This window comes from Streptomyces sp. NPDC002467 (assembly GCF_042889825.1).
Classification (GTDB): Bacteria; Actinomycetota; Actinomycetes; order Streptomycetales; family Streptomycetaceae; genus Streptomyces.
Genome location: NZ_JBIARJ010000007.1, coordinates 90,811 through 111,863, shown reverse-complemented (window position 1 = coordinate 111,863; position 21,053 = coordinate 90,811). Strand labels below are relative to the sequence as shown.

Below are 21,053 nucleotides of genomic sequence, written 5' to 3'. Positions count from 1 at the left end.
GTGCGGAGTTCTGCCTGCCGCTTCTGATCAGCGTCTTCGGGTTCGCCACGGGCTCGTATCGCGGATCCCGGACGGGCAGCCGTCTTTGCGCGCTGGGCTGGGAAGGTTGGCCTCGGGCCGCGTACGTCGCGCGGCCAGTACCGGGATGTGTGGAGCGGGCAGGAGGCGGCCGGGGTGGAGCGGGGAATGGTGGCGGCCGCCATCAGTTGATCGACATGACGGCCTCTTCACAGGTGTCCTGCTGCACGCGGACGGTCTCCGCCCCGACCGGCCAACCCGCCCAGCTGGAACAGCCGTACTGGGAAAAGGATTCACCGCGGGGGACTCGACAGCGGCCGGTTCACCCTGGACGAGCAGCTCGCCCAACTCCTCAACGGCGAGTGAGATGCGGACCGCCCGCCGCCGGATGCGCGGTGCGGCCACCCCGATCAGCACGCACTACGGTGACCGGGTCCGGGTCGCCTTGATGGAGGCCAGGCCGGCCGGTCTCCAGACCCGGCAATTGGTCGCGGCCACCCGCCTGACTCACTCGCAGGTCGCCTGCGGGGTCCGACAGCTGCGGGACGTCGGCGCCGCCGAACACCTCACCCCGTCATCGGGTGGTGGAGGAGGCGGCGCGGCCCGCGGGCCTGCCCGAGAGGCTGGGAGGATCGCCGGTACTGCCTGGATCCGGCTTGGCGCCCGGGCGTTGGGGTCCGGGACGGTCGGACCACGTCCACACCCGCCGAACCTGCTGACACCGCCACTGACGTTCACAGCCGCCATGCAGAGACGCCACCACGGCAACGAATGTCACCCACCGTGTTTATCGCCGCTCATTCTGGCAACAATGAGTAGCTACAGGTAGTCCGAACCCGACGGAAGGCAGGAACATGACCCTCGTCACCGCCCTCATCCTTGTCGTGGTCGCCGCCCTCATCGGCCTGCTGGCCCTCGCTCCCAGCGCCCCCGTACGCCGCAACCCCGTGCCCGGCCGGGGCAACCGGGCCACCCACCGCCGCACCGCCACGCGGCCGAACGGCATCCCCGGCCAGCGGGGAATCCACCACCACGCCCGCTGACAGCCCCACCGCGCAAGCGACCGACGCCCGCGGGCCGGGTCGGCCGCCCATCGTTGGAGGAGATCAGGTCCCTGCTGCGTCACGACACGGCCGGCGTGACCCGCGCATACCGCCAACAAGCACCAACGCCTCGGGGCGCGCACCACATGGTGGGCGCCCCCAGCCGTTCTCCCTGGTGCGCGATGTCGTGCTCCAGCCAGACCTAACGAGCTCGTGCATGGTTGGCGGTGGCACGTCGAAGGCTCCAGGTCGGCCCGGTGGCCGTTGTGACTGACGGTCTCCGCGGGTGGTGGTCTACTGGTGTGAAAGCAGTCCGGCGACAGATTGGACCGTGTCGCTCATGTGCTCGCGGCGCCCGAGGTGGCGGGTCAGAGATCTCCAGTTCTTGAGGTGTGCGATGCCGTGCCCGACCCGGATCCGGCGTGAGGAGTGCGCCTTGCGCCGGCGCTCGTAGATCTCCTCGTGCCACTCCGGCGGGTTCTTCTTGAACTTGCGATGCGGTGGCGTCACCACGCGGCCGCCGGTGCGCCGCCGTTCGGCGCACTGCGGAGGTCTACCCAGGCATCATCCACGGCTGCACCATGTCCGACGCGGCAGCCCTCAGCCCCTCAGGCCTCGACCGCCACTGGATCCGCCTGCTTCCCCGCCTCGCCCCGAAGTAGCCCTTGCCGGTCGAGCCGGATCGGTTCAGTTCGCCGGGCCTCCAGCGCCAAGGGTGCGCAGCACGCTCGTGCGGAGGGCGGCAGCGGCTTCGTCCCGGGGAATGCGGCCCGCATCGGCCTCCTCGCCGGCGGCGTGTCCCAGTGCGATCGTCGCGGCCACCAGCCAGGCCGGGGACAGGTTCGGGTCGAACTCGCCGGCCCGCTGCCCCCGTTCGATCAGGCGCAGCAGTCGGTCGGTGACCGGCTCGTGGTCGGCTCCGGCCCCGCCGCCTTCGGTGGCTGTCAGGGCGGCGGCTCGGAGAAGCGCGGAGTGGCGCTCGAAGGTCTGCCAGCCGATGTCGATCAACCTCAGTACCGCAGCCGATGCCGGACCCGCGTCGAGTTCGGCGGCGTCCATCGCCGTCGTCGCCTCCTGCGTGACCCGGTCGAGACGAGGGCGCCGAGCGATCAAGGCGCCTACGACACGGCAGGCTGCGCGCGCCAGAACACGCCCTGAAATCAAACTAGTTGGCGGATTTTCCAAGCCAAGATCGCCGAATCCTGGCATGCTGGCGCCGCGATAGTGCGGCGCTGGGCGGCCAGCCATGCCGTGACCAGCGACACACTCGAAAACCAAGGGGGAACAGGATGTCCACCAAGCTGCGCCGTACCACCGTCAAATCACTCATCGCGGCGTTCATGGCCACCATCGTCGTGGCCGGAACCGCAGGCAGCGCCTCGGCGCACTCGTACTCGGACAAACTCGTGAAGGGCGAGTACCTCGGAGCCGGCGAGTACATCCAGCGGGCGACTTACAGCGGAGACGGAAACTTCACGCTGATCATGCAGTCCGATGGCAATCTGGTCCTGTACCGCAGCAACGGCTCGGGGGCCCGGAAGGTCTGCTGGGCTTCGAACACGCAGTATGCCGGCGGGACTCACGTCGTCTACCAGCAGGACGGCAACTTCGTCATGTACCCGGACTGGAGCACCCGAGCCGTATGGTCCAGCGGCACCTATGGCGGCGCCGGAAGCACCGTAGACATCAACAAGTTCGGTGTCCTGTACGTCGGCACCACACCGATCAGCAGCAACTGCCCGGCGTTCTAGTGGTGCTTTGTCGGCTGGTGTCGTAGGGCTGCCGCTCTGCGGCGTGCTGGATGTCGACGGCCCGGGCTCCCGCTGCTGCGCGGGGGAGGCCGGGCCGTCGGCGTGTGTGGCTTCGACCGTGCGGGTTTCAGGGGTTGTCGGTCGTGCCCGGGTCGAGCAGGGCGCCGATGCCGTCGATGGTGCCGTCGAGTCCGAGCGTCACGTCGACGATGACGGGGCGGATCGCCCCCGCACGGCGCGCTGACGGCGAACTTCGCGGCGGTGGTGACCACCCTCGTCTACCTGGGGCCAGGCGCTTACTGATCGCTTCAGAATGAGGCTCGGAGGCTGCGGAGGCACATCAGGCTGCCGGCCAGTTCGAGCAGGCCCTGGCGAAGGTCAGCGCGTCGCTCGTAGCGGATGCGGAGTCGTTTGAACTGGCGCACCCAGGCGAAGGTGCGCTCGACCACCCAGCGCACCTTGCCCAGTCCGGAACCGTGGGCGACGCCGCGTCGCGCGATCAGGGGTTTGATGCCGCGCTTCCACAGGACGCGCCGGTCGACGATCAGGTGGTGTTTGGAGCCGGGGCGAGCGCGGTCGACGGGTGAGGGGCCGACATGATCCCCCCTTTGAGTGCCCGGACATGTGATCCATCCACGGAGCAGTCGTCCAGGTCCAGCAGGTCGACGCGGCGAAGCTCGGTCAATAGGGCAGCATGCGGGCGCGGCCACACGCCGGCCTCGGTCCAGTCCCGCAGCCGGCGCCAGGCCGTCACACCTGAGCAGCCAACGGTCTCGGCCGGGACGTCGCGCCAGGCAACGCCGGTCCGCAGGACGTACATGATGCCCGCGAGTGCCGCCCGATCCGGAACACGAAGCCGCCCAGGATGCCGGCGGCGCCGTTCGGGAGCAGGCGGCAACAGTGGAGCCACCCGCTCCCACACGTCACGGAACAAGATCAGCACGCACCCGGACACCCTGCCGACCAAGATCGACAAGCGTGAGACTCGCAGCTCAACTCATTCTGAAACCATCAGTCAAGGGGATGCGCACCAACGGCGACGTGCGCCTTGGGGTCCGTGTCGCCGGAGACGTCCACGCCGTCTTCGAGTACATCGAGCCCGAGGGCGACGGCCTGCCGAACCGGCTCGACCAGGACGTTCCGGACGACCGCCTGGCGCTCGTTCTCGTCGACGGCGCCGCAGCCAAATTTCGAGAGCCGCATCATCGTCGCCGCACGGGCCGGTATGAGGTCCTCCTCCCGGCCGGTCCACCGGCGCGGCGGCCCTCGCCAACGTCCCCCGGGCTCCTATGGCCCGGCCACCCGCACCGTTCTGCAGCGGGTCGCGCCCTGACGAACCTCGTGGCGCTTCGATGGAACCAAAATGTGGCCGTGTCGATCTCTACCTGCGAGGTCCGTTCGAGACCGTGTTCGAGATCCTTCAGTCTGCGCCGGAGTCCTAGTGAAACACCGTTCCGCCACGCTCTGCGTGGCCTTCGTCCTGTCCGCCGTCGCCGCGCTGTCCGGCTGCTCCAGCGACGGAGATCCCGTCTCCTTTGCCCCGAAGGAGTCGGCGAAGCCGGGGGAGACCAAGGTCGCCAGTGACGTACGGATGCCGACCAACCCGCGTACGTGGGACCCGCAGAGGACGCTGGCGGACGGGACGCGGGTGGTGCACGTCGACCTGAAGGGGGCGAAGTCCGGCTTCACCGGCCGGGTGTGGGCCTGGGTCCCGAAACAGTACGACCGGCCCGAGTACAAGAACAGCGCCTTCCCGGTCCTGATGGCGCTGCCGGGTGCCGTGGGCTACCCGACGAACTACTTCTTCTCCAAGGAGTTCCGCCTTCAGGAGCGGATAGGGGAGGCCGCCGACAAGGGCGAGAGCCTGCCCTTCATCGTGATCATGCCGGTCCTGAACGCCAACAAGGACACCTACTACGACGGCAGCGACATCCCGGGGCAGCCCAAGATGGGCACCTGGATCTCGGACGACGTCCCGGACCTGGTGCGGGAGAACTTCCGCACCTACGCCGACCCGAAGGGCTGGGGCTTCTTCGGCTCCTCCTCCGGCGGCTACGTGGGCATGAAGATGGTGCTCCAGTACCCCGAGCGGTTCAGCGTGGCGATCGCCGGCGGGCCCGATGCGGCCCCCGACTCCCCACTGTGGAACGGCCACCCGAAGGAGAAGCAGGAGAACAGCCCGGCCTGGCTGGCCGAGCAGCTGATCAAGAAGAGCGGCGGCACGGGCGGTCCCTCGAGCAGCCCGTCCAGCAGCGCCAAGGCCGGCCCCAAGCCCAAGAACAGCCCCTCGCCCTCGGCGGCGACCGGTCCCACCACCGGCTACAAGGTGTCGATCTCCTTCCTGATGGGCACGAAGGAGCCCAAGGCGGAGGTCGCGGCGCTCGACAAGCTCCGCCAGGAGATCACCAAGGGCCCGATCGAGACCAAGGTGACCTCCTTCGAGGGCGGCCACGACGGCTACAAGTACACGGACACCCTGTTCAACGGTGACCTGAAGTGGATGAGCGACCGGATGCGCGGCCCGGTCGCCGCGAAGTGAACCGTTCCGACTTCTCTGCCGCTCGAATGTGAGCCATCAGAGAGGACGGGACACGTGCCCACTGCGCGTCGGGGACCAGGTCCTGGCCGGCGGCCGCCTGGTCGCCATCACCGATCTGCGCTACCGCCACGGCGGCACCCGCACGATGATTCTGGCGGGCGGCCGCCTGGCCGTCGCCGAGCGCACGGTGCGCGTCCACCGCCCCCGCAGTGCCTGATCCCCGGCTGCGTCCGTACGTGAAGGCGCGCGGCGGCCAAGGCTTGGGGCAGCCTCCGGAGTATGAACGATGGCGACACGGCCGACGTCAGGGGCGACAGCATCGTTGCCTCCCTGAGCGGGTCGACCCCGGGGACGTCGACTCCGACGGCCTCGCATGGTCCCTGGTCTCGCGGGGCTGGCGGTGCCGGACGATATGGCGCCGTTGGACGCCGGGGCCGGGCGGTGGGTGCCGTACGTCGTGATGGATGCGGTGCACCTGCCGGCGGCGGGACGGCGTGAACTCCTGCAGCTCATCCGGGCACTGCCGCAGGAGGAGCGGAGTTCCCGTTTTGCCCCGAAGCGGTTCGGACCCCTCACCGGCGGTCCGGGCGATTGGTTCATCCGTATGCTCCGGTACCGCAATCCGGACTGGATGGGCATGGCGAAGACCCTGGCGGTCGTGACGCCCACTTACCTGTCGGCGGCCACTTACGGTGTGATCGGCGCTGGTCGCAAGGAACTGACGCCCCGCGTGGTGACGGACTTCGCGGCCCTGTTGGGCGTCGACTCCCTCAAAGCGGGCTCCACCCCCAGCACGGTCAGCCGCTCCTGCTGCCGGCAGCAGCCGCGCCCAGATGGCCGGCTGCTCCTGCTGCTGGAGCCGCGGTCCGACGCCATCGCCGTCCGTGAGGACGCTGGGGGCCGGTGTCGGGCAGCTGTCCTTCGGCGTCGACCAGGTCGGCCAGGACGCGGCAGCGACGCTGCCAGTCCAGGGGCGCGAGGCAGAGATCCCCGCTCCGCTGTGCCCCCCCGCGGCGGCCGCGGTTTTCCTGCCGAAGGCCTCACCGGGCCAGGGCGGCGAGCTCCGGGTGGGGCCGCGTCCGCCCTGGGTGGACCGCCGCAGCTTGCGGACCAATACGGCGCGCGCCCTCTGGCGGAGCACCCCGCGAACCCAGTCGCCGGCCGGGTCCGGTCAAGGCCGGCCGCACCCGCAGCGGTACTACCGACCACTCTGACGCCGATGGGTCCGTTGTGCCGTACAGACGTGCCGCGGACGGAAGTGGCCACACCAGGCAGGACACGTGGCGTAGGCAAAACCGTCTGCTGCGAGAAGACACTCATCGCTCTACGGCGATTGAAAGGCCAATGAACAAGCTGACTGGCAGGAACTTGCGTTCGGTAAAGTTCCACGTGCGCCGGCCAGGGGCCGCAGCGCGGTCCGAAACCGAGTGTGGGGAAACCGAGTTGGACACCGTCTTTCATCCGCTGGAGGTCGACGACCCGCGGTCCGTCGCCGGATACCGCATCGCGGCCAGGCTGGGCGCCGGCGGCATGGGCAAGGTGTACCTCTCGTACACGCCGGGCGGGCGGCCCGTCGCGATCAAGTTGATCCGGCCGGAGTTCGCCGAGGACGCCGAGTTCCGCCGCCGCTTCCAGCAGGAGGTGCGGGCCGCCGAGCGCGTGCAGGGGCTCTACACCGCGCCCGTGATCGACTCCGACACCGAGGGCCGCCACCCCTGGCTCGCCACGGCTTACGTCCCGGGGCCCTCCCTGGCCGACGCCGTGCAGTGCCACGGCGGGCTGCCCGTACCCACCGTGCTGCTCCTGGTGGCGGGAGTCGCCGAGGCCCTACAGGTCATCCACGGGGCCGGCATCGTCCACCGCGACCTCAAGCCGTCCAACGTCCTGCTCGCGGGCGACGGGCCCCGCGTCATCGACTTCGGCATCGCGCGGGCCGCCGACGCGACCGCCCTCACCGGCAGCGGCGTCACAATCGGTACCCCGACCTTCATGGCACCTGAACAGGCCGAGGGCGCTGCGGTCACCCCGGCCACCGACATCTTCGCGCTCGGCCAGGTCGCAGCGTACGCGGCGACAGGCCTGCCCGCGTTCGGCGAGGGCACCTCGCACGGAGTGCTCTACCGCATCGTCCACGAGCAGCCCGACCTCACCCGGCTCCCGGCTCAGCTGAATGAGTTGGTGACCCGCTGCCTCGCCAAGGACCCGGCGGCCAGGCCATCGGTCGACGAGGTCCTCGCGCTGTGCCGGGCCGCCAACGGCGACGCGCCGCTGCGCCGCCCCGAGGCTTGGCTGCCCGGCGCGGTCGCCGCCGACATCACGCTGCGCGCGGCGGCGCCCGCACCGCCCGAGGCGACCCAGGTTACGGCGGCCCCGGCACCGCCCGGCCAGGGGCCGACGGTGACCGCCGAGCCCGCCGCGCCGCACGCTGTCCGGGGCGCGTACGGACCACCGACGCCACCCCCGCACGGCCCATACGCCCAGCCGTCAACGCCACCGGGCTACCCGCCCCGGCCGTCCGCGGCCGGCCGCCCGAACCGGCGGCCGGGCGTGGCCGTGGCGGTCGGACTCGCGCTGGCGCTGCTCGCCGGCGGAGGCTTGTACCTCGTGAGCCACAGCTCCGGCACGGCAGAACGGGCCGCTGGGAAGGGGAAGGTGGCCTCGTCCGCACCGAAGGCCTCGCAGCCGCCGTCCGGTGTGGCCAAAGCAACGGCGCCGGTCACCCGCACGGGCATCAACCTGCCGGAAAACTACACCCTGAGGTTCGGCGACGGTGAGCTGCGGCCGCAGGAGGCGGGTGGCTCCGCCGGCGACCTGGAGTTCGCCGGGCACTCGCTTCCGTACCGCGTGCGCACCCAGGCGGGCAACCATCTCGTGCTGCTCGACCCCGGGCAGGCCGGATCGCTGGAGACCTGCCGCGACGAGACGCGTTTCGCCGACTACATCCCGCTGGACAAGCTGTCCCCGGGTGCCCAGTTCTGTGTCCTGACAAAGGCGGGTGACATCGGCCTGATCGCCTTCCAGGGGCAGACGTCCCATACCGACCCCGCCTTCCACGTCACTCTCGACGCCACCGTCTGGCGCCGGGCGGTCGCGCCCTCGTCGGCCGACTGAGCTTGTCCTACCTTCCAGGCGTGGGTCTGAGGCGGTCATTCGTAGGATCGTCGGGCCCGGGGGTTCCGGGTATGGCTGCGGGATCGTGTGCGGCCGGGGCGCGGTCCGGCCGGGGGCGGTGAGGACTTCCTCCGGGCGGCCGGTGTGCGGTCCGCAGTACCCGTCGTCTGGCAGGCCGCGGTGGTGTGCCGCTCGACGCTCCTGGTGCTCGTGGTCGTCGGCCTGGTGCTGCTCGACGGCCGCCGCGACGGTGGGGCGTCGGTTGGGGTCGATGACTGCCTGTTCCATATTCCCGTCGCCGCAGTGGAGGCCCCGATCCCGGGAGAGGTGCCACGAGACGCGTCCCGGGAGCGGTCACTGTGACCGCTTGCAGCTTGCCGAATCTCGCCGGTCCTTCCGAACCGGCGTCTGTGCGGGACATCACGGCCAAGATGATGGCCATGACCAATAACGATGACGGCGGCAAGGCGTCCATTTCGCCCGCTGAAGCTCTTGAGGAACTCGGAATAAAGATGCTCGAAGAGCAGGCCGGGAGGGCTGGTGTCGACGCGGAGAGGTACATAGATCAGGCTCGCCGCCAGCGGAGAGTCCGTAGCCTCGCTCCTCTCTACGAAGTTCGGCGTGAGGTCCGACGATCCGAAGCGTGGTGCGTGCTGGGGCTCGTCATGGCTGCTGCGGTGGCCTATCTGATCGCGTATCTGGCGGCTCGAGGGCTGTTCGAGAGGGTCCCAGCCCAGGGGTTCCAAGTCTCAGACGCGGCGCAGGTCATCACGTCGATCAGTGCTCTGGCGACAGCGATCGGAGCGGGGATCGCTGCGGTCCTCAAGGCGTATGCCCTGCTGGTGGAGGCCCGGGCCGACATCATCCGGGCGAGAGCGGGCCTGCCTCCCGCCAACGAGTCCAGCGTGAATCCGATGGAAGGGGAGAGGCCTCAGTCGACGTAGTAGCGGCGCCCCTCATCCCCGACCTCCCGGAGCTCGGCCGTGGGGACCATCGGTACAACCAACATCGGTGGCGGCGAACTCCACACCCGTCAGGCCAGGCTGATCGACACCCGAGGTTTCGTTTCACATGGCCGCCTACGTTCGAAGGGCGCGGTGGAGGGCGACGACGAGCCGGCCGGTGAGCCCGGTCCCGGCGTGCGGTCCCGTCCCGCCCAGGTTCTGCCCGGACGTCGGGGCATCGGCCGGAACGGGATCCCACTCCCTCAGCAGCCGGCGGTGCTCCAGCTCGGCCCGCGGTCCCGGAGCGAGTGCGAGTGCCCGGGTGGGGCGGTGCAGTCCGGCTTCCCGGTGCGCATGCTGGGCGGCCGGATGCGGGCCTGTCCGGCGCGGCGCTGTGCGCCTCGGATGAGGACCAGCCCCTCGCGCTCGCCCTCCTCGTTCAGCCACTGCTCCTCGGCGTCCTGGTGCTCGCGTACGAGGGCGTCGAGGCGTTCGAGGGCGGCGGGGTGGACGGCAAGAACCATGGTGTGCGGCACCCGCCCATCATCCCCGAGTACCTGCCATCCGGAGGTAAGTTGGCAGGTCAGCGCCCTGCGCAGAGGTTCAGGCGGAGCCGGTCTGTCTATCTAATGGATACTCACCTACCGGGAGTATGACGGGCCATTGATGTGGTGCCTGGGTCGGTCCGTTGACCAGGGCGTGTTCAGGTTGGTTGGCCGGTGTGTGGGCTGCCGGGTGTCTGTTGTGGTGGTTGGGGCTGCCGGATGGGCGGTGTGGTGACTGCCGGGCGGGGGCGGTGGCCTGGTGTTTTCTCAGGTTGGCGAGTTTTCCAAGTGTGTGCAGGTGCACTGATTTTGTGTGTGTAATGGCTCGTCTATAGGCAGCGGTGCCGGGGGCGTTGCGAGCTATTGTCAAATCCTGTGGATGACCGGACAGCCCAATGGCCGGTCGATCAAGCAAGCGGCTTGCGGTATCGGACGTACTCGTTCTGCCGCCGGAACCCGACACTCTCGTAAAGGTCGTAGGACCGGTGCGGGTTTGCCGTGCCCGTGAACAGCCGGGCGGTCGTCGCACCCTGCTCGCGAAGGCTCTGCAGCCCGTCCAGCAGCAGGACCCGGCCGATTCCGAGGCGTCGCTGGTCCGTCCGGACACTCAGCTCTTCGACCTCGCCCACGGTGTGGTCGTGACGGCGGATGGAGCAGAGGGCGACGCCGATCATGTCCTGCCCGTTCCAGGCAGCTTTCCAACATGCCGGGTCGGCGGTGTCGACGAAGTCCTGGAAATGCCATCTCTGAGCGAAGTCTGTGTCCGTGTACGAATCGACGACAGTCCTCCAGGCCGCACGGTAGTGGCTTGTCCCGATCGGCCCCGTCCGTATCCCGGCCGGCAGTTCGCTGCCCGGCTCGGGCACCTGCTGCAGATCGCCCAGCTCCAGCTCGACCAGGCTGAAGACACGTCGGTAGCCGGCTGCGCGCAAAAGTTCCGTGGCGTCCTGCTCGGAGGTCATGGCGTTCGCGCCGATCACTGCCGTCCGCGCCGTTCCATGTTGTTCGACGAGCCGGCGGATCCGCTCTTCGGCCCAGCTCAGCATGGCTGAGCCGATGCCCTGGCCGCGATGTTCGGGCAAGAGGTAGCCGCGGTGCAGGTACAGCCACGTATCGTCCCGCTCCTGCCACCACCGGATCGTCGAGTAGCCGACGACGCTCCCGTCGAGCACCACCAGGATCTGGTTCTTGGACGCCTCCTCCAACTTGGCAGAAGCTTCGGCGATCTCGGCCGCTGTCGGGAGTCCTTCCACAACCGAATGGACATCGACCCGGTCCCGTTCAACACACCCCAGTCGCACCGCCGCCATGGCGCCGTGGTCCTCGTGGCCGCGATACGGCCGGAAGCCGAAGCCGACCGGAAGGTCCTGTCCTGCCGTGACGTCCAACATGATCGGATGTTCTCGAACTTCGAGGCAGGTCCGCCACCCTATTCACGCCGCGGTGGTCTGCGGTCGTTCAACGAGCCGGCCGCGTTCGAAGCGGGCCCCGGCGCGGACGAGGGCCGGGGGTGTGGGATGGCTCGGCCGCAGCCATGGGAGGTCGACGACGAGTTGTGGGCGGTGATCGAGCAGCTGCTGCCCAAGGTCGAGCGTCGGACCCGGCACCCGGGGCGCAAGCGGCATCCGGACCGGCTGGAGTTCCAGGGCATCCTGTACGTGCTGCACACAGGCATCGCCTGGGAACACCTGCCCCAGGAACTCGGCCCAATGGGCACTGGGCTTGTCGTGCCGTGCATTTGAGTTGGCGGGCTGGGCAGTCTGCGACGGGGCTGGGCTGGGCTGCTTCGCCTCCTGACGGGCTCGTCGCTTGAAACGAAAGGCGTCGTCCGGCCGGCCGGGGACCTCGGGACGCTACGCGGGTCCCGGGGGCAGGTGGACGGTCATGATCAGGTGGCAGGTCTCGGTGCCCGCGCCGCGGTAGGTGTGAGTGGCGTCGGCGCCGAAGGCGGCGGTCTGTCCGGCGGCGACGGAGTACTCGGCGCCGTCGACGACGAGCACCATCTCGCCCCTGGTGACGCTGACGGTCTCGGTCACGCCGGCCTGGTGGGGGTGGCTGGGGTATTCCTCGCCGGGTTGCAGCGTCCAGCGCCAGACCTCGGTGGCTGCCGGGCCGCCGGTGGTCAACATGAGCCGGGCCTCGCTGCCGCGCTCGCCCTTCCACAGGGGCATGACGGTGTCGGCACCCACCACCCGCACGCGCTGTTCGGGGCTGCCTTCCATCAGTGCGGAGACGGAGACGCCGAGGGTGTCGGCGAGGCGGACCAGGGTGGCGAAGTTGGGGTTGCCCTGTGCCTTCTCCAGGGCGACGAGGGCGCCCTTGCTGACCTTGGCGCGGCGGCCGAGTTCGTCCAGGGACAGTCCGGCGCGGGTGCGGGCTGCGCGGACGTTGTGCGCGAGCGTGCGCAATGCCGCCTCGGTCTCGGCCATCGAATTCACCCTCCAGCAGAAGGTCGGTGTGTTGCACCGTGCGGTCGTTCGGTTGACAATCAGTGGTCGGTGCGTTGTACGGTGTAGTCGTTCCATTGATGGTAAGGGATGTACGTACCGTGATCGCTCTGCTGCTGGCCCTGGGCAGCTCCTTGGCCTACGGATGCGCCGACTTCCTCGGCGGCCTCGGCGCCCGCAAAGCCCACGTCCTGCGGACCGTAATGATCGCCGCCCCGGCCTCGCTGACCGTCGAGCTGCTGCTGTGGCCTGTCCTCGGCGCGTCCTTCGCCCCCGCCACTCTCGCCTGGGGCGCCGCCTCCGGCGTCGCGTCGGCCGCCGCGTTCGCCCTGCTCTACCGCGCGCTGGCGATCGGCCCGATGAACGTGCTGTCCCCGATCGCCGCGCTCATCTCGGCGATACTGCCGGTCGGTGTCGGGCTGGTGCAGGGCGAGCACCTGGGCCTGGCCGGGCTGACCGGCTTGCCCCTGGCACTGGCGGCGGTGGTCCTGGTCAGCGCCGGGCACGGCGCGAAGTCGGCCCGCCCCTCGCGCACCGCGCTGCTGCCGGCCTTCGGCGCCGGGGCCGCCATCGCCCTGCAGCTCGTCTTCCTGCACCAGGCGCCCTCCGACAGCGGGGTGGGCCCGTTGATCACCGGCCGCGCCGTCTCCACCGCAGTCACCCTGGCCGCCGCCGCCGTGATGTTCCGGCGCCTGGGCCCGGAGAAGCCCGCGTACGCGATCTCGGCCGCGGCCGGCGTGCTGGACTCGGTGGCCAACCTGCTGTTCCTGCTCGCCGCCCGCAGCGGCGACCTGGCCGTCGTCGCCGTGATCACCGCCCTCTACCCGGCCGGCACCGTCCTGCTCGCCCGCAGCGTCCTGGCCGAACGCATCCACCGCGGCCAGCTGATCGGCCTGGGCACCGCCGCCGTCGCCGTCAGCCTCCTCGCACTCACCTGAACCACCCCGTACGGAAGGAGCCCGGCATGCGCATCCAGCCCCGGGACGCCGCCCTGGACGATGCCGAATGGCGGCCCCGGATCGCGGACGGCCACGACTGGTACGACGACCACAAGCCCGTCGAACAGCGCACCGACACCGCCCGCCGGCTCGCCGAACGCGGCACCGCGCCGGACGCGCCCACCGCTGCCCGGCACCCGCGCCGTCTGGACCGCCTGGACGGCCTGGACCGCGTCGGTACCTGGAAGCCCTGACCGCCCTCACCCCAACCCACTCCCGGAACGGAACCGCTCTCACGATGACCACCCTGCGCATCAGCCCCGCCGTCGCCGCCGCCTTCCCCGACACCCTGATCGCCGTCGTCACCGCCACCGGCCTGCACGGCCGCAGGCCCTGGCCCCGCACAGCCGCCGCTGTGGAGATCCTGGAACAGGACCTCGCCTCCGGCGCCTGGACCCCCGCCGACGAGACCGACCCGCGCATCGACGCGTGGCACACCGCCTACCGCTCCTTCGGCACCAACCCCCGCCGCATACGGCCCAGCGTCGACGCCCTCGGCCGTCGCCTGGCGAAGAAGGGAACGCTGCCCCGGATCAACCCGGCCGTCGACTCCTACAACGCCGTCTCCGTCCGCCACGGCCTGCCCGCCGGCGCCTTCGACCTCGACCACGTCACCGGCGACATCGAGATCCGCTACGCCGAGGGCACCGAGACGTTCACCCCGCTCGGCGAACCCGACAACGTGGAGAACCCCAAGACCGGGGAGATCATCTACACCGACACCACCGACGTCCTCACCCGGCACTGGAACCACCGCGACGCCCACCGCACCCGCGTCACCGAGGACTCCACCCACGTCGCCTTCATCCTCGAAACCGTCCACGCCACCCGCGACGGCCACCTCCTGACCACCGCCGCCGACGAACTGCAGGACCTCCTCACCGAACACTCCGCCCAGAGCACCGTCCACTACCTCAGCCCCGCACACCTGCAGGCCACCCTCTGACACCACGCCCGGTGACGGCGAAGGCCGAACGCCACGTCCCGTACCCCTCCTGCTCACACCCGGGCAAGGCGAAGATCAACCGGGTGTGATGGGCAGGGTGTCGGGACGCGTGGGCACCACGACCCTGCGGGCCGCCTCGCGCCGGACACGCCGTTCTCGCGGCCCGGTCCCCGGGATCCCGCCGAGGGCCCGCGCCGGCTCGCCCGCCTCGGCGACGGTGAGCGGCACGTCGCCCGCCTCCAGCGCCGTGGCCAGCTCGGAACGGGAGAGCGCCCGGGTGCCCTTGTCGCCCGGCACGGCGACGAGGACGGCGTGGTCCCCCGCCAGGGCGAGCAGGGCTCCCTCGGCGGTGAGCGTGGCGTGCGGCTTACCGAGCAGGAAGCCGATCACGTCCAGGGCCCGTACTCCGATGCCGCCGAGGTCCGCCACGGCGACGCGCCGTGGGTGTACGGGCGGCCGGCTCGCGCGGCATCGAACCTGGAAGCCCGTGAGGGGGACGTCATCGGGTTGGTTGGGCCCCGACGGCGGCGGAAAGTCCACCTTGCTCCGCTCGGTCCATGTGCCTCTGAATCCGGTCGGCGGCGTGGTGACCGTGGCAGCAGCGGGACCAAACCTGGCGGCCATCGACGGCGCCCCGATCATCCGGCCGGCTCCGTTCACCGGCGGCGGCCTGGACGTCCTTGCGTGTCCGACCGGGGCGATCAAGGCGTTCGGCAGCACCCTGGCGGGTCTGGTCACCTCACACCTGCTCGACGGCCGGGGACGTCGGATCCAGCAGGAGCGCCCCGCCGAGGCCAACCGGATTTCGGCCGCCCGGACGGCTTCCCCGCCCCCCGGACCGCGTCCGCCGGCCCGACACGGATCCTGACTCGTGAAAGCGTCCCGCGCCGGGTATGCGATCGGCGAGCGGGGCGAGCTGGAGGTCCTTGCGGCCAGGAGGCAGCCGCCGGGACTCTCTGGGATCCTGGCCGTGGAGCGCAGGCCGGGCACACAGCGAGGAGCCCCGATGTCCGGAGAGTTCGAGGCCAGTGTCCAGGTCGACCGCCCGGTGGAGGAAGTTTTCGCGTATCTCGCCGACGGCCACAACGACCCCGAGTTCAGCCCCCGGGTCCTGGAGATCACGAAGACCCCCGAGGGCCCGACCACCGTCGGGACGGTCTTCCGCAGCACCGTGAAGGACGCCGGGGTGAAGACCTCCCGCGAGTTCCGCATCACCAGCCTGGAAGCGCCTCACACGATCCGGTGGAGTGAGCAGAGCAAGAACCTCATCACGGCCGAGGGCGGCTACGACCTCGAACGGCTGCCGGACGGCCGTACCCGGGTCCGGATCTTCAACGTGCTCGAAGGCCACGGACTCGGCCGGCTCCTGCTCGGCCCGGCGCTTCGCGCGGCTCGCAAGGACGCTCCTGACTTCGGCCGCCGGATCAAGGACGCCGTCGAGCGGTCCTGACCCGGCGGCGGCCCGAGACAGGGTCGCGGTCCTGCCGATGTCGAGCTGATGGCCAACTTGCCTTCTCTGGCCGGGCGATCGCACCACAGGCCAACCGTCGTTCCACCTGAGGAGTCTGCGATGGACCTGCGTCTCTCGGGCAAGGTCGCTGTCGTCACCGGTGCCAGCAAGGGAATCGGCCTCGCCGTGACGCAGGCACTCGCCGGCGAGGGCGTGAACGTGGTCGCGGTGGCACGCGGCATCACAGCACCGCTGACGGACCTTGCCCCGCAGGTGCATCCCCTGTCGGTCGATCTCACCACGGCGGAAGGCTCCTCAGCCGCGGTCGAGCAAGCGGTGTCCCGGTTCGGCGGACTGGACATCCTCGTCAACAACGTCGGCGCAGTACACCCCCGTCCGGCTGGATTCGCATCCGTCACCGACGACGACTGGATCCACGCGCTGACGATCAACTTCCTCACCGCCGTGCGCACGACCCGGGCTGCCCTGCCCCACCTGATCGCCCGCGGCAACGCCGCGATCGTCACGGTGAGTTCGGTCAATGCGTTCCTGCCCGATCCGATGGTCATCGACTACTGCGCAGCCAAGGCGGCGCTCACCAACTTCTGCAAAGCCCTTTCCAAGGAGGTCGGTCCGCGCGGGGTGCGCGTCAACACGGTCAGCCCCGGGCCGGTGTCCACGTCGCTGTGGCTGGGTGACGACGGTGTCGCTGCGACGGTCGCGAAGGCGTCCGGTGGAAGCCCTGAGGACATTGCCCGGATCGCCGCCGCGCAGTCCGCGACCGGCCGGTTCAGCCTCCCGCAGGAGATCGCCGACCTCGTTCTGCTGCTCGCCAGCGACAGGACGGACAACGTCACAGGGAGCGACTTCGTCATCGACGGCGGCCTCGTCCAGACGCTCTGAACCCCGCCGTGCCATCGAAGACCCTGACGAAACGCGGCGTCACCTTCCCGTGATCACGGTCGTGTTGGGGGAGACCGCACCTGACGACGCCGGGTTCGGCCGTCGGCTCCGCAGATCCCTCGGCCTGCGGGGAGACCGGGGCGGGACACATTCGCGGCTCCGCGGCGCCGCCACTGGGCCGACCGGCCGATCGGGACCGATTGCACGACCTGGTCTCTCGACCCGGGAAACATACCGGTCCCGAGCCCCTCGCCACGATGCCATCTCCTCCGGACGTCGGGTGAGGCCTGCAGCCGTGGCTCCCGTGGCGGGCGCAGGGGTCAGCCTCCGACGTGGATGCCGGGGCGGCGGGCCGGGTCGGGTTCGTGTTTGCGGATGATCTCTCTGGTCACGGGCGCGGTGTCCCCGCGCCCCAGGAGGAAGTAGCGGAACATGTGGGTCAGGGGGCTGCCTTCGGCCCAGGCGAAGTAGCAGTGAGGTTGCACGCCGGTGGTGTCGCGCAGGGCGAGGAGGATCGCGGCGATGGCGTTCGGGGCGGCGGGGGCTTCGGCGCGCAGGATCCGGTATCCGTCCACCTCGACCCCGTGGACGGTGAGTGTTTCGCTGAAGTCCGAGGGGTCGACGACGTCGATCTCCACGAACATCACATCGGCCCGACCCGGTACCGGGTTGTTGCGGCGCTGTTCGCGTTCTTTGTAGGCGTACTCGGCGCCGTCGCCTGCCTGGCGGCGGTTGGCGATGATGTTGATCGCGTTGTCGTGGGCGAGGGTGTCGGTGACGAACTGCCGGGCTGCCGGGTCGAACACGATGCGGTCGGCGCGCAGTTCGGTGGTGCGGGAAACCCGGGAGATCAGGGATACCGCGATGATTCCGGCGATGAAGAGGCCGGAGATGGTGATGCCGTCCGGCTTGTCGATGATGTTGGCCACCAGCGCGTAGAGCAGCACCGCGGTGAGCAGGGAGAAGCCGACGGTGGTCGCGCGTTGGCGGCGGCGCAGCGCCGAGACCGTGACGGCGAAGGCACCGGAGACCATCATGGCGAGGATTCCGGTGGCGTAGGCACCGGCCTGGGCGTTGACATCGGCGTCGAAGGCGAAGGTGATGACGACGCAGAGGGCCGTGTACACCAGCACGACCGGGCGAACGGCGCGGCCCCATTCGGGGGCCATGCCGTAGTCGGGCAGGTAGCGCGGGACGATGTTGACCAGCCCCGCCATCGCGGAAGCGCCCGCGAACCACAGGATCAGAATGGTGCTGATGTCATAGACGGTGCCGAAGGCTTCCCCCACCTGTTCGTGGGCCAGGTAGGCCAGGGCGCGGCCGTTTGCCGCGCCACCCGCTTCGAATTCCTTGTGCGGAATCAGGACCGTGGTGACGAAGCTCGCCGCAAGCAGGTAAATGCTCATGACGGCCGCCGCCGTGGTCAGCAGCTTCCGGGAGTTGCGAATGCGGGACTGCAGCCGCTGCTCGGCGTCCTCTCCCTCCGCGGCGATGAGCGGCATCATGCTCACCCCGGTCTCGAAGCCCGACAACCCCAGCACCAGGAGCGGGAAGGCCAGCAGCGCGGGCCCGGCCAGGTCGCCGATCCCGCTTCCTCCGTCCACGAGCGCGTCGGTCCACGCCGACCAGGCGCCCGGCGAGGTGGCGACCTCGACGGCGCCGGCAGCGATGGTCACCGCGTTGAGCAGCAGGAAGACGGCGACCAGAGGGATCGCGACGCTGACCGCTTCGCTGAACCCGAGCAGGAACACACCGCCGAGCAGCAGCAGGAGCGCCACCGTGATGGCGACCTCGTGGCCGTGCAGGGCCTGAGGGAAGAAGGGGTTCTCCACCACGTGCACGGAAGCGTCCGCCGCGGACAGGGTGATGGTGATGATCCACGAAGTTGCCACGAAACCGAGCAGGACCAGGACGAACAGCTTGCCCCGCCAGAACGGCAGCAGGTCCTCGAGCATCGCCACCGAACCGGCTCCGTGCGGACTCTCGCGGGCGACGCGTCGGTACATCGGCAGCATCCCCAACAGGGTCAACGTCACGATCAGCAGCGTCGCCAGCGGTGATACCGCACCGGCCGCGAGCGCGGCGATCGCGGGGACGTACGCGAGGCTGGAGAAGTAGTCCACCCCGGTCAGGCACATCACCTTCCACCAGGCGTGCGGCTCGCCGTGCCCCTCGCCGGCCGCCGGCCCGACCGGCTGCACCCGATGGCGCAGCAACCACTGCCCGAGAGTGCCGGTCGGCGTCCGCTCGAGTGCGGGACTCTCCACCACTTCCGGCACGGCCAGATCGTTCACGTCTGTCATATCCCCCATCAACCCTTCCAACCCGCCGAGCCCACCGGCTCGATGGGCCGGCAGCGATCACCGAGTATGGGGTCTGCCGCCGTCGCCGCTTCCGTCGGGGTTCCGATGAGCGGGACCACGCGCCCTGACCAGGCTGTTCGGACCGGCCGGGCCCGACGTCGAGGTGCTCCTGGACTCGGGGATCGAGGTCGTCACCACGCTCGATGTCAGGCACCTGGAGTCCCTGGGCGACGCGGTCCGACAGATCACCGGTGCCCCGCAGCGCGAGACCCTGCCTGACGAGGGGTTGGCCGCCGTCCGGCTTGCGGGCCGACTGCGCCATGGAAGCCCTGATGCTGAAATTTTTGTCAGGTTCTGGCCCTCCGTGGAAGCTCGGCGGCCTCGGTCGTGCGTCAGGTCGCAAGTGGTGGAGGCGGGGCTTCGTGTCGCATTCGTGCACTCCGGCCGTTTCCCGGTGGTGGCCGCGTTGTCCGGATGAGGCATCTCGCCTGAGGTGTTGACTGAAAATTGAGTCAGTACCTACCTTGAGCGCAACCCGATCGGCTTTGAAGGTCGGGGCGGCTGAACGGGCCCATGGGAGCCCGGATATGGGAGGTCACATGGGGGCAACTGCCTCGAAGGTGCAGGGTTCGGCACCTCCTGCGGGCATCGAACAGCACTCGATCGATTGGGTGCCCCTCGCGGAACGGCACGGCAAGCCTTCCAGCGTCGGCGCCATCTGGTTCGTCGGCAGTCTCAACCTCACCGGTCTGGCGACCGGCGTCGTGACGCTCTCCATGGGGGCCTCGCTCGTCTGGACGGTGGTCGCCACCGTTCTCGGTTCACTCTTCGGCACGTTCTTCATGGCCTTCCACTCGGCCCAGGGCCCCCAACTGGGCCTGCCCCAACTCGTCCAGTCCCGGCCGCAGTTCGGCTATCTGGGCGCCGCGCTCACCGTGTGGGTGTTCGCCATGATCAACTACGTGGCCTTCAACACCTCCGACGCCCTGCTGTCCGGCCAGGCCATGAACACGCTCACCGGGATGCCCAACGAGCTCGGCTATCTGCTGGCAGCCGCCGTCGCGACTGTGATCGCCCTGTTCGGATACGACTGGATCCACCGCCTGAACAGGTGGCTCACCTGGCCCTTCGTCGTGATCACCGCGGCCGTCACGGTGGCGGCCCTGTTCGGCGGAGGGCTCCCGGCCGGGGTTTGGGATGCCGGCCCGTTCGACCTGGCGCCGTTCATGCTCGTGTTCGTCTTCGTCGCCGGCTTCCAGCTGGGCTGGGCACCGTACGTCTCGGACTACTCGCGCTACCTCAAGCCCGACGTTCCCGTCCGCAGCACCTTCTGGTGGACCTACCTGCCCAGTGCGGTCTCCGGGATATGGGTGTTCATCCTCGGTGCCGTCGTCTCGGCCGGGGCGCCCGAGGGCACGGACCCCGTGACCGCGCTCAAGCTCGCTGCCGACGGACTGTTCGGCGGATTCGGCACCGTCGCGGTCGTCGTTCTGCTCGTGGGGCTGCTGTCGATCATGGCGATCAACCAGTACGGCGGCAGCCTCACCATGATCTCGATCATGGACTCGTTCCGGCCGGTCAAGCCGACGCGGACCGTCCGGGGCGCCACGATCGGGATCATGCTGGTGGCCGTCGGTACGATCTCCACGCTCGTCGGCATCGACCGCTTCAACTGGTTCTTCGCCAACGTGGTCGTTGTACTGACGTACCTGTTCATCCCGTGGACGGCCATCAACCTGGTCGACTACTTCTTCGTCCGGCGCGGCCAGTACGTCGTCAAGGAGATCTTCAACCCGCGCGGTATCTACGGCCGATGGGGCCGGCGCGGCAACGTCGCCTACGGGATCGGCCTGGCCTGCATGGCCCCGTTCATGGTCATCACCGGCCTCTACACCGGACCTGTCGCGCAGAGCCTCGGAGGCGTCGACTGCTCCGTCTTCATCGGCCTGCCGGTGGCGGGAGCCCTGTACTGGCGCTTCGCCCGAAGCCTCGATCTGGCCACCGAACGCCGGATGGTTCGAGAGGAGGGGCTGCTCCTACCGCCATCCCACTGAG

Annotated in this window: 23 protein-coding genes and 2 pseudogenes; 16 read left to right on the top strand and 9 right to left on the bottom strand. The window is 69.6% G+C overall.

Annotation, left to right across the window (positions count from 1 at the left end; all coding sequences use genetic code 11):
* The first annotated feature begins 872 nt into the window (after positions 1–872).
* The gene (locus ACFYYJ_RS16815) at positions 873–1,061 is read left to right on the top strand and encodes a hypothetical protein (RefSeq protein WP_385120463.1); all 189 of its coding nucleotides are present in this window, start codon (positions 873–875) and stop codon (positions 1,059–1,061) included.
* Positions 1,062–1,355: 294 nt separating this feature from the next.
* On the opposite strand, the gene ACFYYJ_RS16810 is transcribed toward ACFYYJ_RS16815, so the two are convergent.
* Positions 1,356–1,571 carry a transposase gene (locus ACFYYJ_RS16810; protein WP_389133059.1) on the bottom strand — a complete coding sequence of 72 codons (216 nt, stop codon included), beginning with the start codon at positions 1,569–1,571 and terminating at the stop codon, positions 1,356–1,358.
* A gap of 177 nt (positions 1,572–1,748) precedes the next feature.
* Positions 1,749–2,174, bottom strand: coding sequence for a hypothetical protein (locus ACFYYJ_RS16805; RefSeq protein ID WP_389133056.1), 426 nt, complete (start codon positions 2,172–2,174; stop codon positions 1,749–1,751).
* 176 nt (positions 2,175–2,350) lie between these two features.
* Between ACFYYJ_RS16805 and ACFYYJ_RS16800 the strand changes: the two genes are divergently transcribed.
* Complete coding sequence (locus tag ACFYYJ_RS16800; RefSeq protein ID WP_385120476.1) at positions 2,351–2,812, top strand: hypothetical protein; 462 nt, start codon at positions 2,351–2,353, stop codon at positions 2,810–2,812.
* Positions 2,813–3,120: 308 nt separating this feature from the next.
* Here the strand turns inward: ACFYYJ_RS16800 and ACFYYJ_RS16795 are convergent.
* A pseudogene (locus ACFYYJ_RS16795) lies at positions 3,121–3,755 on the bottom strand (transposase).
* Between the two features lie 68 nt (positions 3,756–3,823).
* Entirely contained in the window at positions 3,824–4,015 is a 192-nt protein-coding gene (locus tag ACFYYJ_RS16790; RefSeq protein ID WP_389133053.1) for a hypothetical protein, read from the bottom strand.
* 238 nt (positions 4,016–4,253) lie between these two features.
* Here ACFYYJ_RS16790 and ACFYYJ_RS16785 point away from each other — a divergent pair, with 238 nt between their 5' ends.
* The 5 genes from ACFYYJ_RS16785 to ACFYYJ_RS16765 all read left to right on the top strand — a co-directional run bounded on the left by ACFYYJ_RS16785 (position 4,254) and on the right by ACFYYJ_RS16765 (position 9,406).
* Complete coding sequence (locus ACFYYJ_RS16785; protein WP_389133051.1) at positions 4,254–5,351, top strand: alpha/beta hydrolase; 1,098 nt, start codon at positions 4,254–4,256, stop codon at positions 5,349–5,351.
* A 28-nt stretch (positions 5,352–5,379) separates the two neighbouring features.
* Complete coding sequence (locus tag ACFYYJ_RS16780) at positions 5,380–5,568, top strand: hypothetical protein (RefSeq protein ID WP_389133048.1); 189 nt, start codon at positions 5,380–5,382, stop codon at positions 5,566–5,568.
* A gap of 1,226 nt (positions 5,569–6,794) precedes the next feature.
* Positions 6,795–8,462, top strand: a complete 1,668-nt coding sequence (locus ACFYYJ_RS16775; RefSeq protein ID WP_389133045.1) for a protein kinase — start codon at positions 6,795–6,797, stop codon at positions 8,460–8,462.
* 144 nt (positions 8,463–8,606) lie between these two features.
* Positions 8,607–8,825 (top strand): hypothetical protein, encoded by a 219-nt coding sequence (locus ACFYYJ_RS16770; RefSeq protein WP_389133042.1) that lies wholly within the window; start codon positions 8,607–8,609, stop codon positions 8,823–8,825.
* Between the two features lie 77 nt (positions 8,826–8,902).
* Positions 8,903–9,406 carry a hypothetical protein gene (locus ACFYYJ_RS16765; protein WP_389133039.1) on the top strand — a complete coding sequence of 168 codons (504 nt, stop codon included), beginning with the start codon at positions 8,903–8,905 and terminating at the stop codon, positions 9,404–9,406.
* 263 nt (positions 9,407–9,669) lie between these two features.
* Here ACFYYJ_RS16765 and ACFYYJ_RS16760 read toward each other — a convergent pair whose 3' ends face one another.
* Both ACFYYJ_RS16760 and ACFYYJ_RS16755 read right to left on the bottom strand, forming a co-directional pair.
* The gene (locus tag ACFYYJ_RS16760) at positions 9,670–9,942 is read right to left on the bottom strand and encodes a hypothetical protein (protein ID WP_389133036.1); all 273 of its coding nucleotides are present in this window, start codon (positions 9,940–9,942) and stop codon (positions 9,670–9,672) included.
* Between the two features lie 416 nt (positions 9,943–10,358).
* A complete protein-coding gene (locus ACFYYJ_RS16755; protein WP_389133033.1) occupies positions 10,359–11,342 on the bottom strand; it encodes a GNAT family N-acetyltransferase in 984 nt (327 codons plus the stop codon).
* Positions 11,343–11,468: 126 nt separating this feature from the next.
* Between ACFYYJ_RS16755 and ACFYYJ_RS16750 the strand changes: the two are divergent.
* Positions 11,469–11,672: pseudogene (locus ACFYYJ_RS16750) on the top strand (transposase); the annotation flags it as partial.
* 132 nt (positions 11,673–11,804) lie between these two features.
* On the opposite strand, the gene ACFYYJ_RS16745 reads toward ACFYYJ_RS16750, so the two are convergent.
* Complete coding sequence (locus ACFYYJ_RS16745) at positions 11,805–12,380, bottom strand: helix-turn-helix domain-containing protein (RefSeq protein ID WP_385120489.1); 576 nt, start codon at positions 12,378–12,380, stop codon at positions 11,805–11,807.
* A gap of 119 nt (positions 12,381–12,499) precedes the next feature.
* Between ACFYYJ_RS16745 and ACFYYJ_RS16740 the strand changes: the two genes are divergently transcribed.
* The 3 genes from ACFYYJ_RS16740 to ACFYYJ_RS16730 are packed head-to-tail and all read left to right on the top strand — an operon-like array spanning position 12,500 to position 14,342.
* Positions 12,500–13,336 carry an EamA family transporter gene (locus ACFYYJ_RS16740; protein ID WP_389133029.1) on the top strand — a complete coding sequence of 279 codons (837 nt, stop codon included), beginning with the start codon at positions 12,500–12,502 and terminating at the stop codon, positions 13,334–13,336.
* 26 nt (positions 13,337–13,362) lie between these two features.
* The gene (locus ACFYYJ_RS16735) at positions 13,363–13,590 is read left to right on the top strand and encodes a hypothetical protein (protein WP_389133026.1); all 228 of its coding nucleotides are present in this window, start codon (positions 13,363–13,365) and stop codon (positions 13,588–13,590) included.
* Positions 13,591–13,634: 44 nt separating this feature from the next.
* Complete coding sequence (locus ACFYYJ_RS16730) at positions 13,635–14,342, top strand: B3/4 domain-containing protein (RefSeq protein ID WP_389133024.1); 708 nt, start codon at positions 13,635–13,637, stop codon at positions 14,340–14,342.
* Positions 14,343–14,417: 75 nt separating this feature from the next.
* On the opposite strand, the gene ACFYYJ_RS16725 is transcribed toward ACFYYJ_RS16730, so the two are convergent.
* The gene (locus ACFYYJ_RS16725; protein WP_389133022.1) at positions 14,418–14,771 is read right to left on the bottom strand and encodes a hypothetical protein; all 354 of its coding nucleotides are present in this window, start codon (positions 14,769–14,771) and stop codon (positions 14,418–14,420) included.
* Positions 14,772–14,901: 130 nt separating this feature from the next.
* Between ACFYYJ_RS16725 and ACFYYJ_RS16720 the strand changes: the two genes are divergently transcribed.
* From ACFYYJ_RS16720 to ACFYYJ_RS16710, 3 genes are all read left to right on the top strand, one after another.
* A complete protein-coding gene (locus ACFYYJ_RS16720; protein ID WP_389133020.1) occupies positions 14,902–15,210 on the top strand; it encodes a hypothetical protein in 309 nt (102 codons plus the stop codon).
* Between the two features lie 138 nt (positions 15,211–15,348).
* Positions 15,349–15,792, top strand: coding sequence for an SRPBCC family protein (locus ACFYYJ_RS16715; RefSeq protein WP_385366874.1), 444 nt, complete (start codon positions 15,349–15,351; stop codon positions 15,790–15,792).
* A gap of 120 nt (positions 15,793–15,912) precedes the next feature.
* Positions 15,913–16,695 carry an oxidoreductase gene (locus ACFYYJ_RS16710; RefSeq protein ID WP_389133016.1) on the top strand — a complete coding sequence of 261 codons (783 nt, stop codon included), beginning with the start codon at positions 15,913–15,915 and terminating at the stop codon, positions 16,693–16,695.
* 320 nt (positions 16,696–17,015) lie between these two features.
* Here ACFYYJ_RS16710 and ACFYYJ_RS16705 read toward each other — a convergent pair whose 3' ends face one another.
* Complete coding sequence (locus tag ACFYYJ_RS16705) at positions 17,016–18,998, bottom strand: amino acid transporter (protein WP_389133013.1); 1,983 nt, start codon at positions 18,996–18,998, stop codon at positions 17,016–17,018.
* 163 nt (positions 18,999–19,161) lie between these two features.
* On the opposite strand from ACFYYJ_RS16705, the gene ACFYYJ_RS16700 reads away from it, so the two are divergent.
* Positions 19,162–19,476, top strand: coding sequence for a hypothetical protein (locus tag ACFYYJ_RS16700; RefSeq protein WP_389133011.1), 315 nt, complete (start codon positions 19,162–19,164; stop codon positions 19,474–19,476).
* Between the two features lie 121 nt (positions 19,477–19,597).
* On the top strand, positions 19,598–21,052 hold the full coding sequence (locus ACFYYJ_RS16695; protein WP_389133008.1) for a purine-cytosine permease family protein: 1,455 nt from the start codon (positions 19,598–19,600) through the stop codon (positions 21,050–21,052).
* The last annotated feature ends 1 nt before the right edge of the window (position 21,053 follow it).

Coding starts and splice junctions, on each gene's coding strand:
- ACFYYJ_RS16815 (WP_385120463.1), top strand. CDS start 873: ATGACCCTCGTCACCGCCCTCATCCTTGTCGTGGTCGCCGCCCTCATC.
- ACFYYJ_RS16800 (WP_385120476.1), top strand. CDS start 2,351: ATGTCCACCAAGCTGCGCCGTACCACCGTCAAATCACTCATCGCGGCG.
- ACFYYJ_RS16790 (WP_389133053.1), bottom strand. CDS start 4,015: ATGCGGCTCTCGAAATTTGGCTGCGGCGCCGTCGACGAGAACGAGCGC.
- ACFYYJ_RS16765 (WP_389133039.1), top strand. CDS start 8,903: ATGACCAATAACGATGACGGCGGCAAGGCGTCCATTTCGCCCGCTGAA.
- ACFYYJ_RS16755 (WP_389133033.1), bottom strand. CDS start 11,342: ATGTTGGACGTCACGGCAGGACAGGACCTTCCGGTCGGCTTCGGCTTC.
- ACFYYJ_RS16745 (WP_385120489.1), bottom strand. CDS start 12,380: ATGGCCGAGACCGAGGCGGCATTGCGCACGCTCGCGCACAACGTCCGC.
- ACFYYJ_RS16735 (WP_389133026.1), top strand. CDS start 13,363: ATGCGCATCCAGCCCCGGGACGCCGCCCTGGACGATGCCGAATGGCGG.
- ACFYYJ_RS16730 (WP_389133024.1), top strand. CDS start 13,635: ATGACCACCCTGCGCATCAGCCCCGCCGTCGCCGCCGCCTTCCCCGAC.
- ACFYYJ_RS16715 (WP_385366874.1), top strand. CDS start 15,349: ATGTCCGGAGAGTTCGAGGCCAGTGTCCAGGTCGACCGCCCGGTGGAG.
- ACFYYJ_RS16710 (WP_389133016.1), top strand. CDS start 15,913: ATGGACCTGCGTCTCTCGGGCAAGGTCGCTGTCGTCACCGGTGCCAGC.
- ACFYYJ_RS16705 (WP_389133013.1), bottom strand. CDS start 18,998: ATGACAGACGTGAACGATCTGGCCGTGCCGGAAGTGGTGGAGAGTCCC.
- ACFYYJ_RS16695 (WP_389133008.1), top strand. CDS start 19,598: ATGGGGGCAACTGCCTCGAAGGTGCAGGGTTCGGCACCTCCTGCGGGC.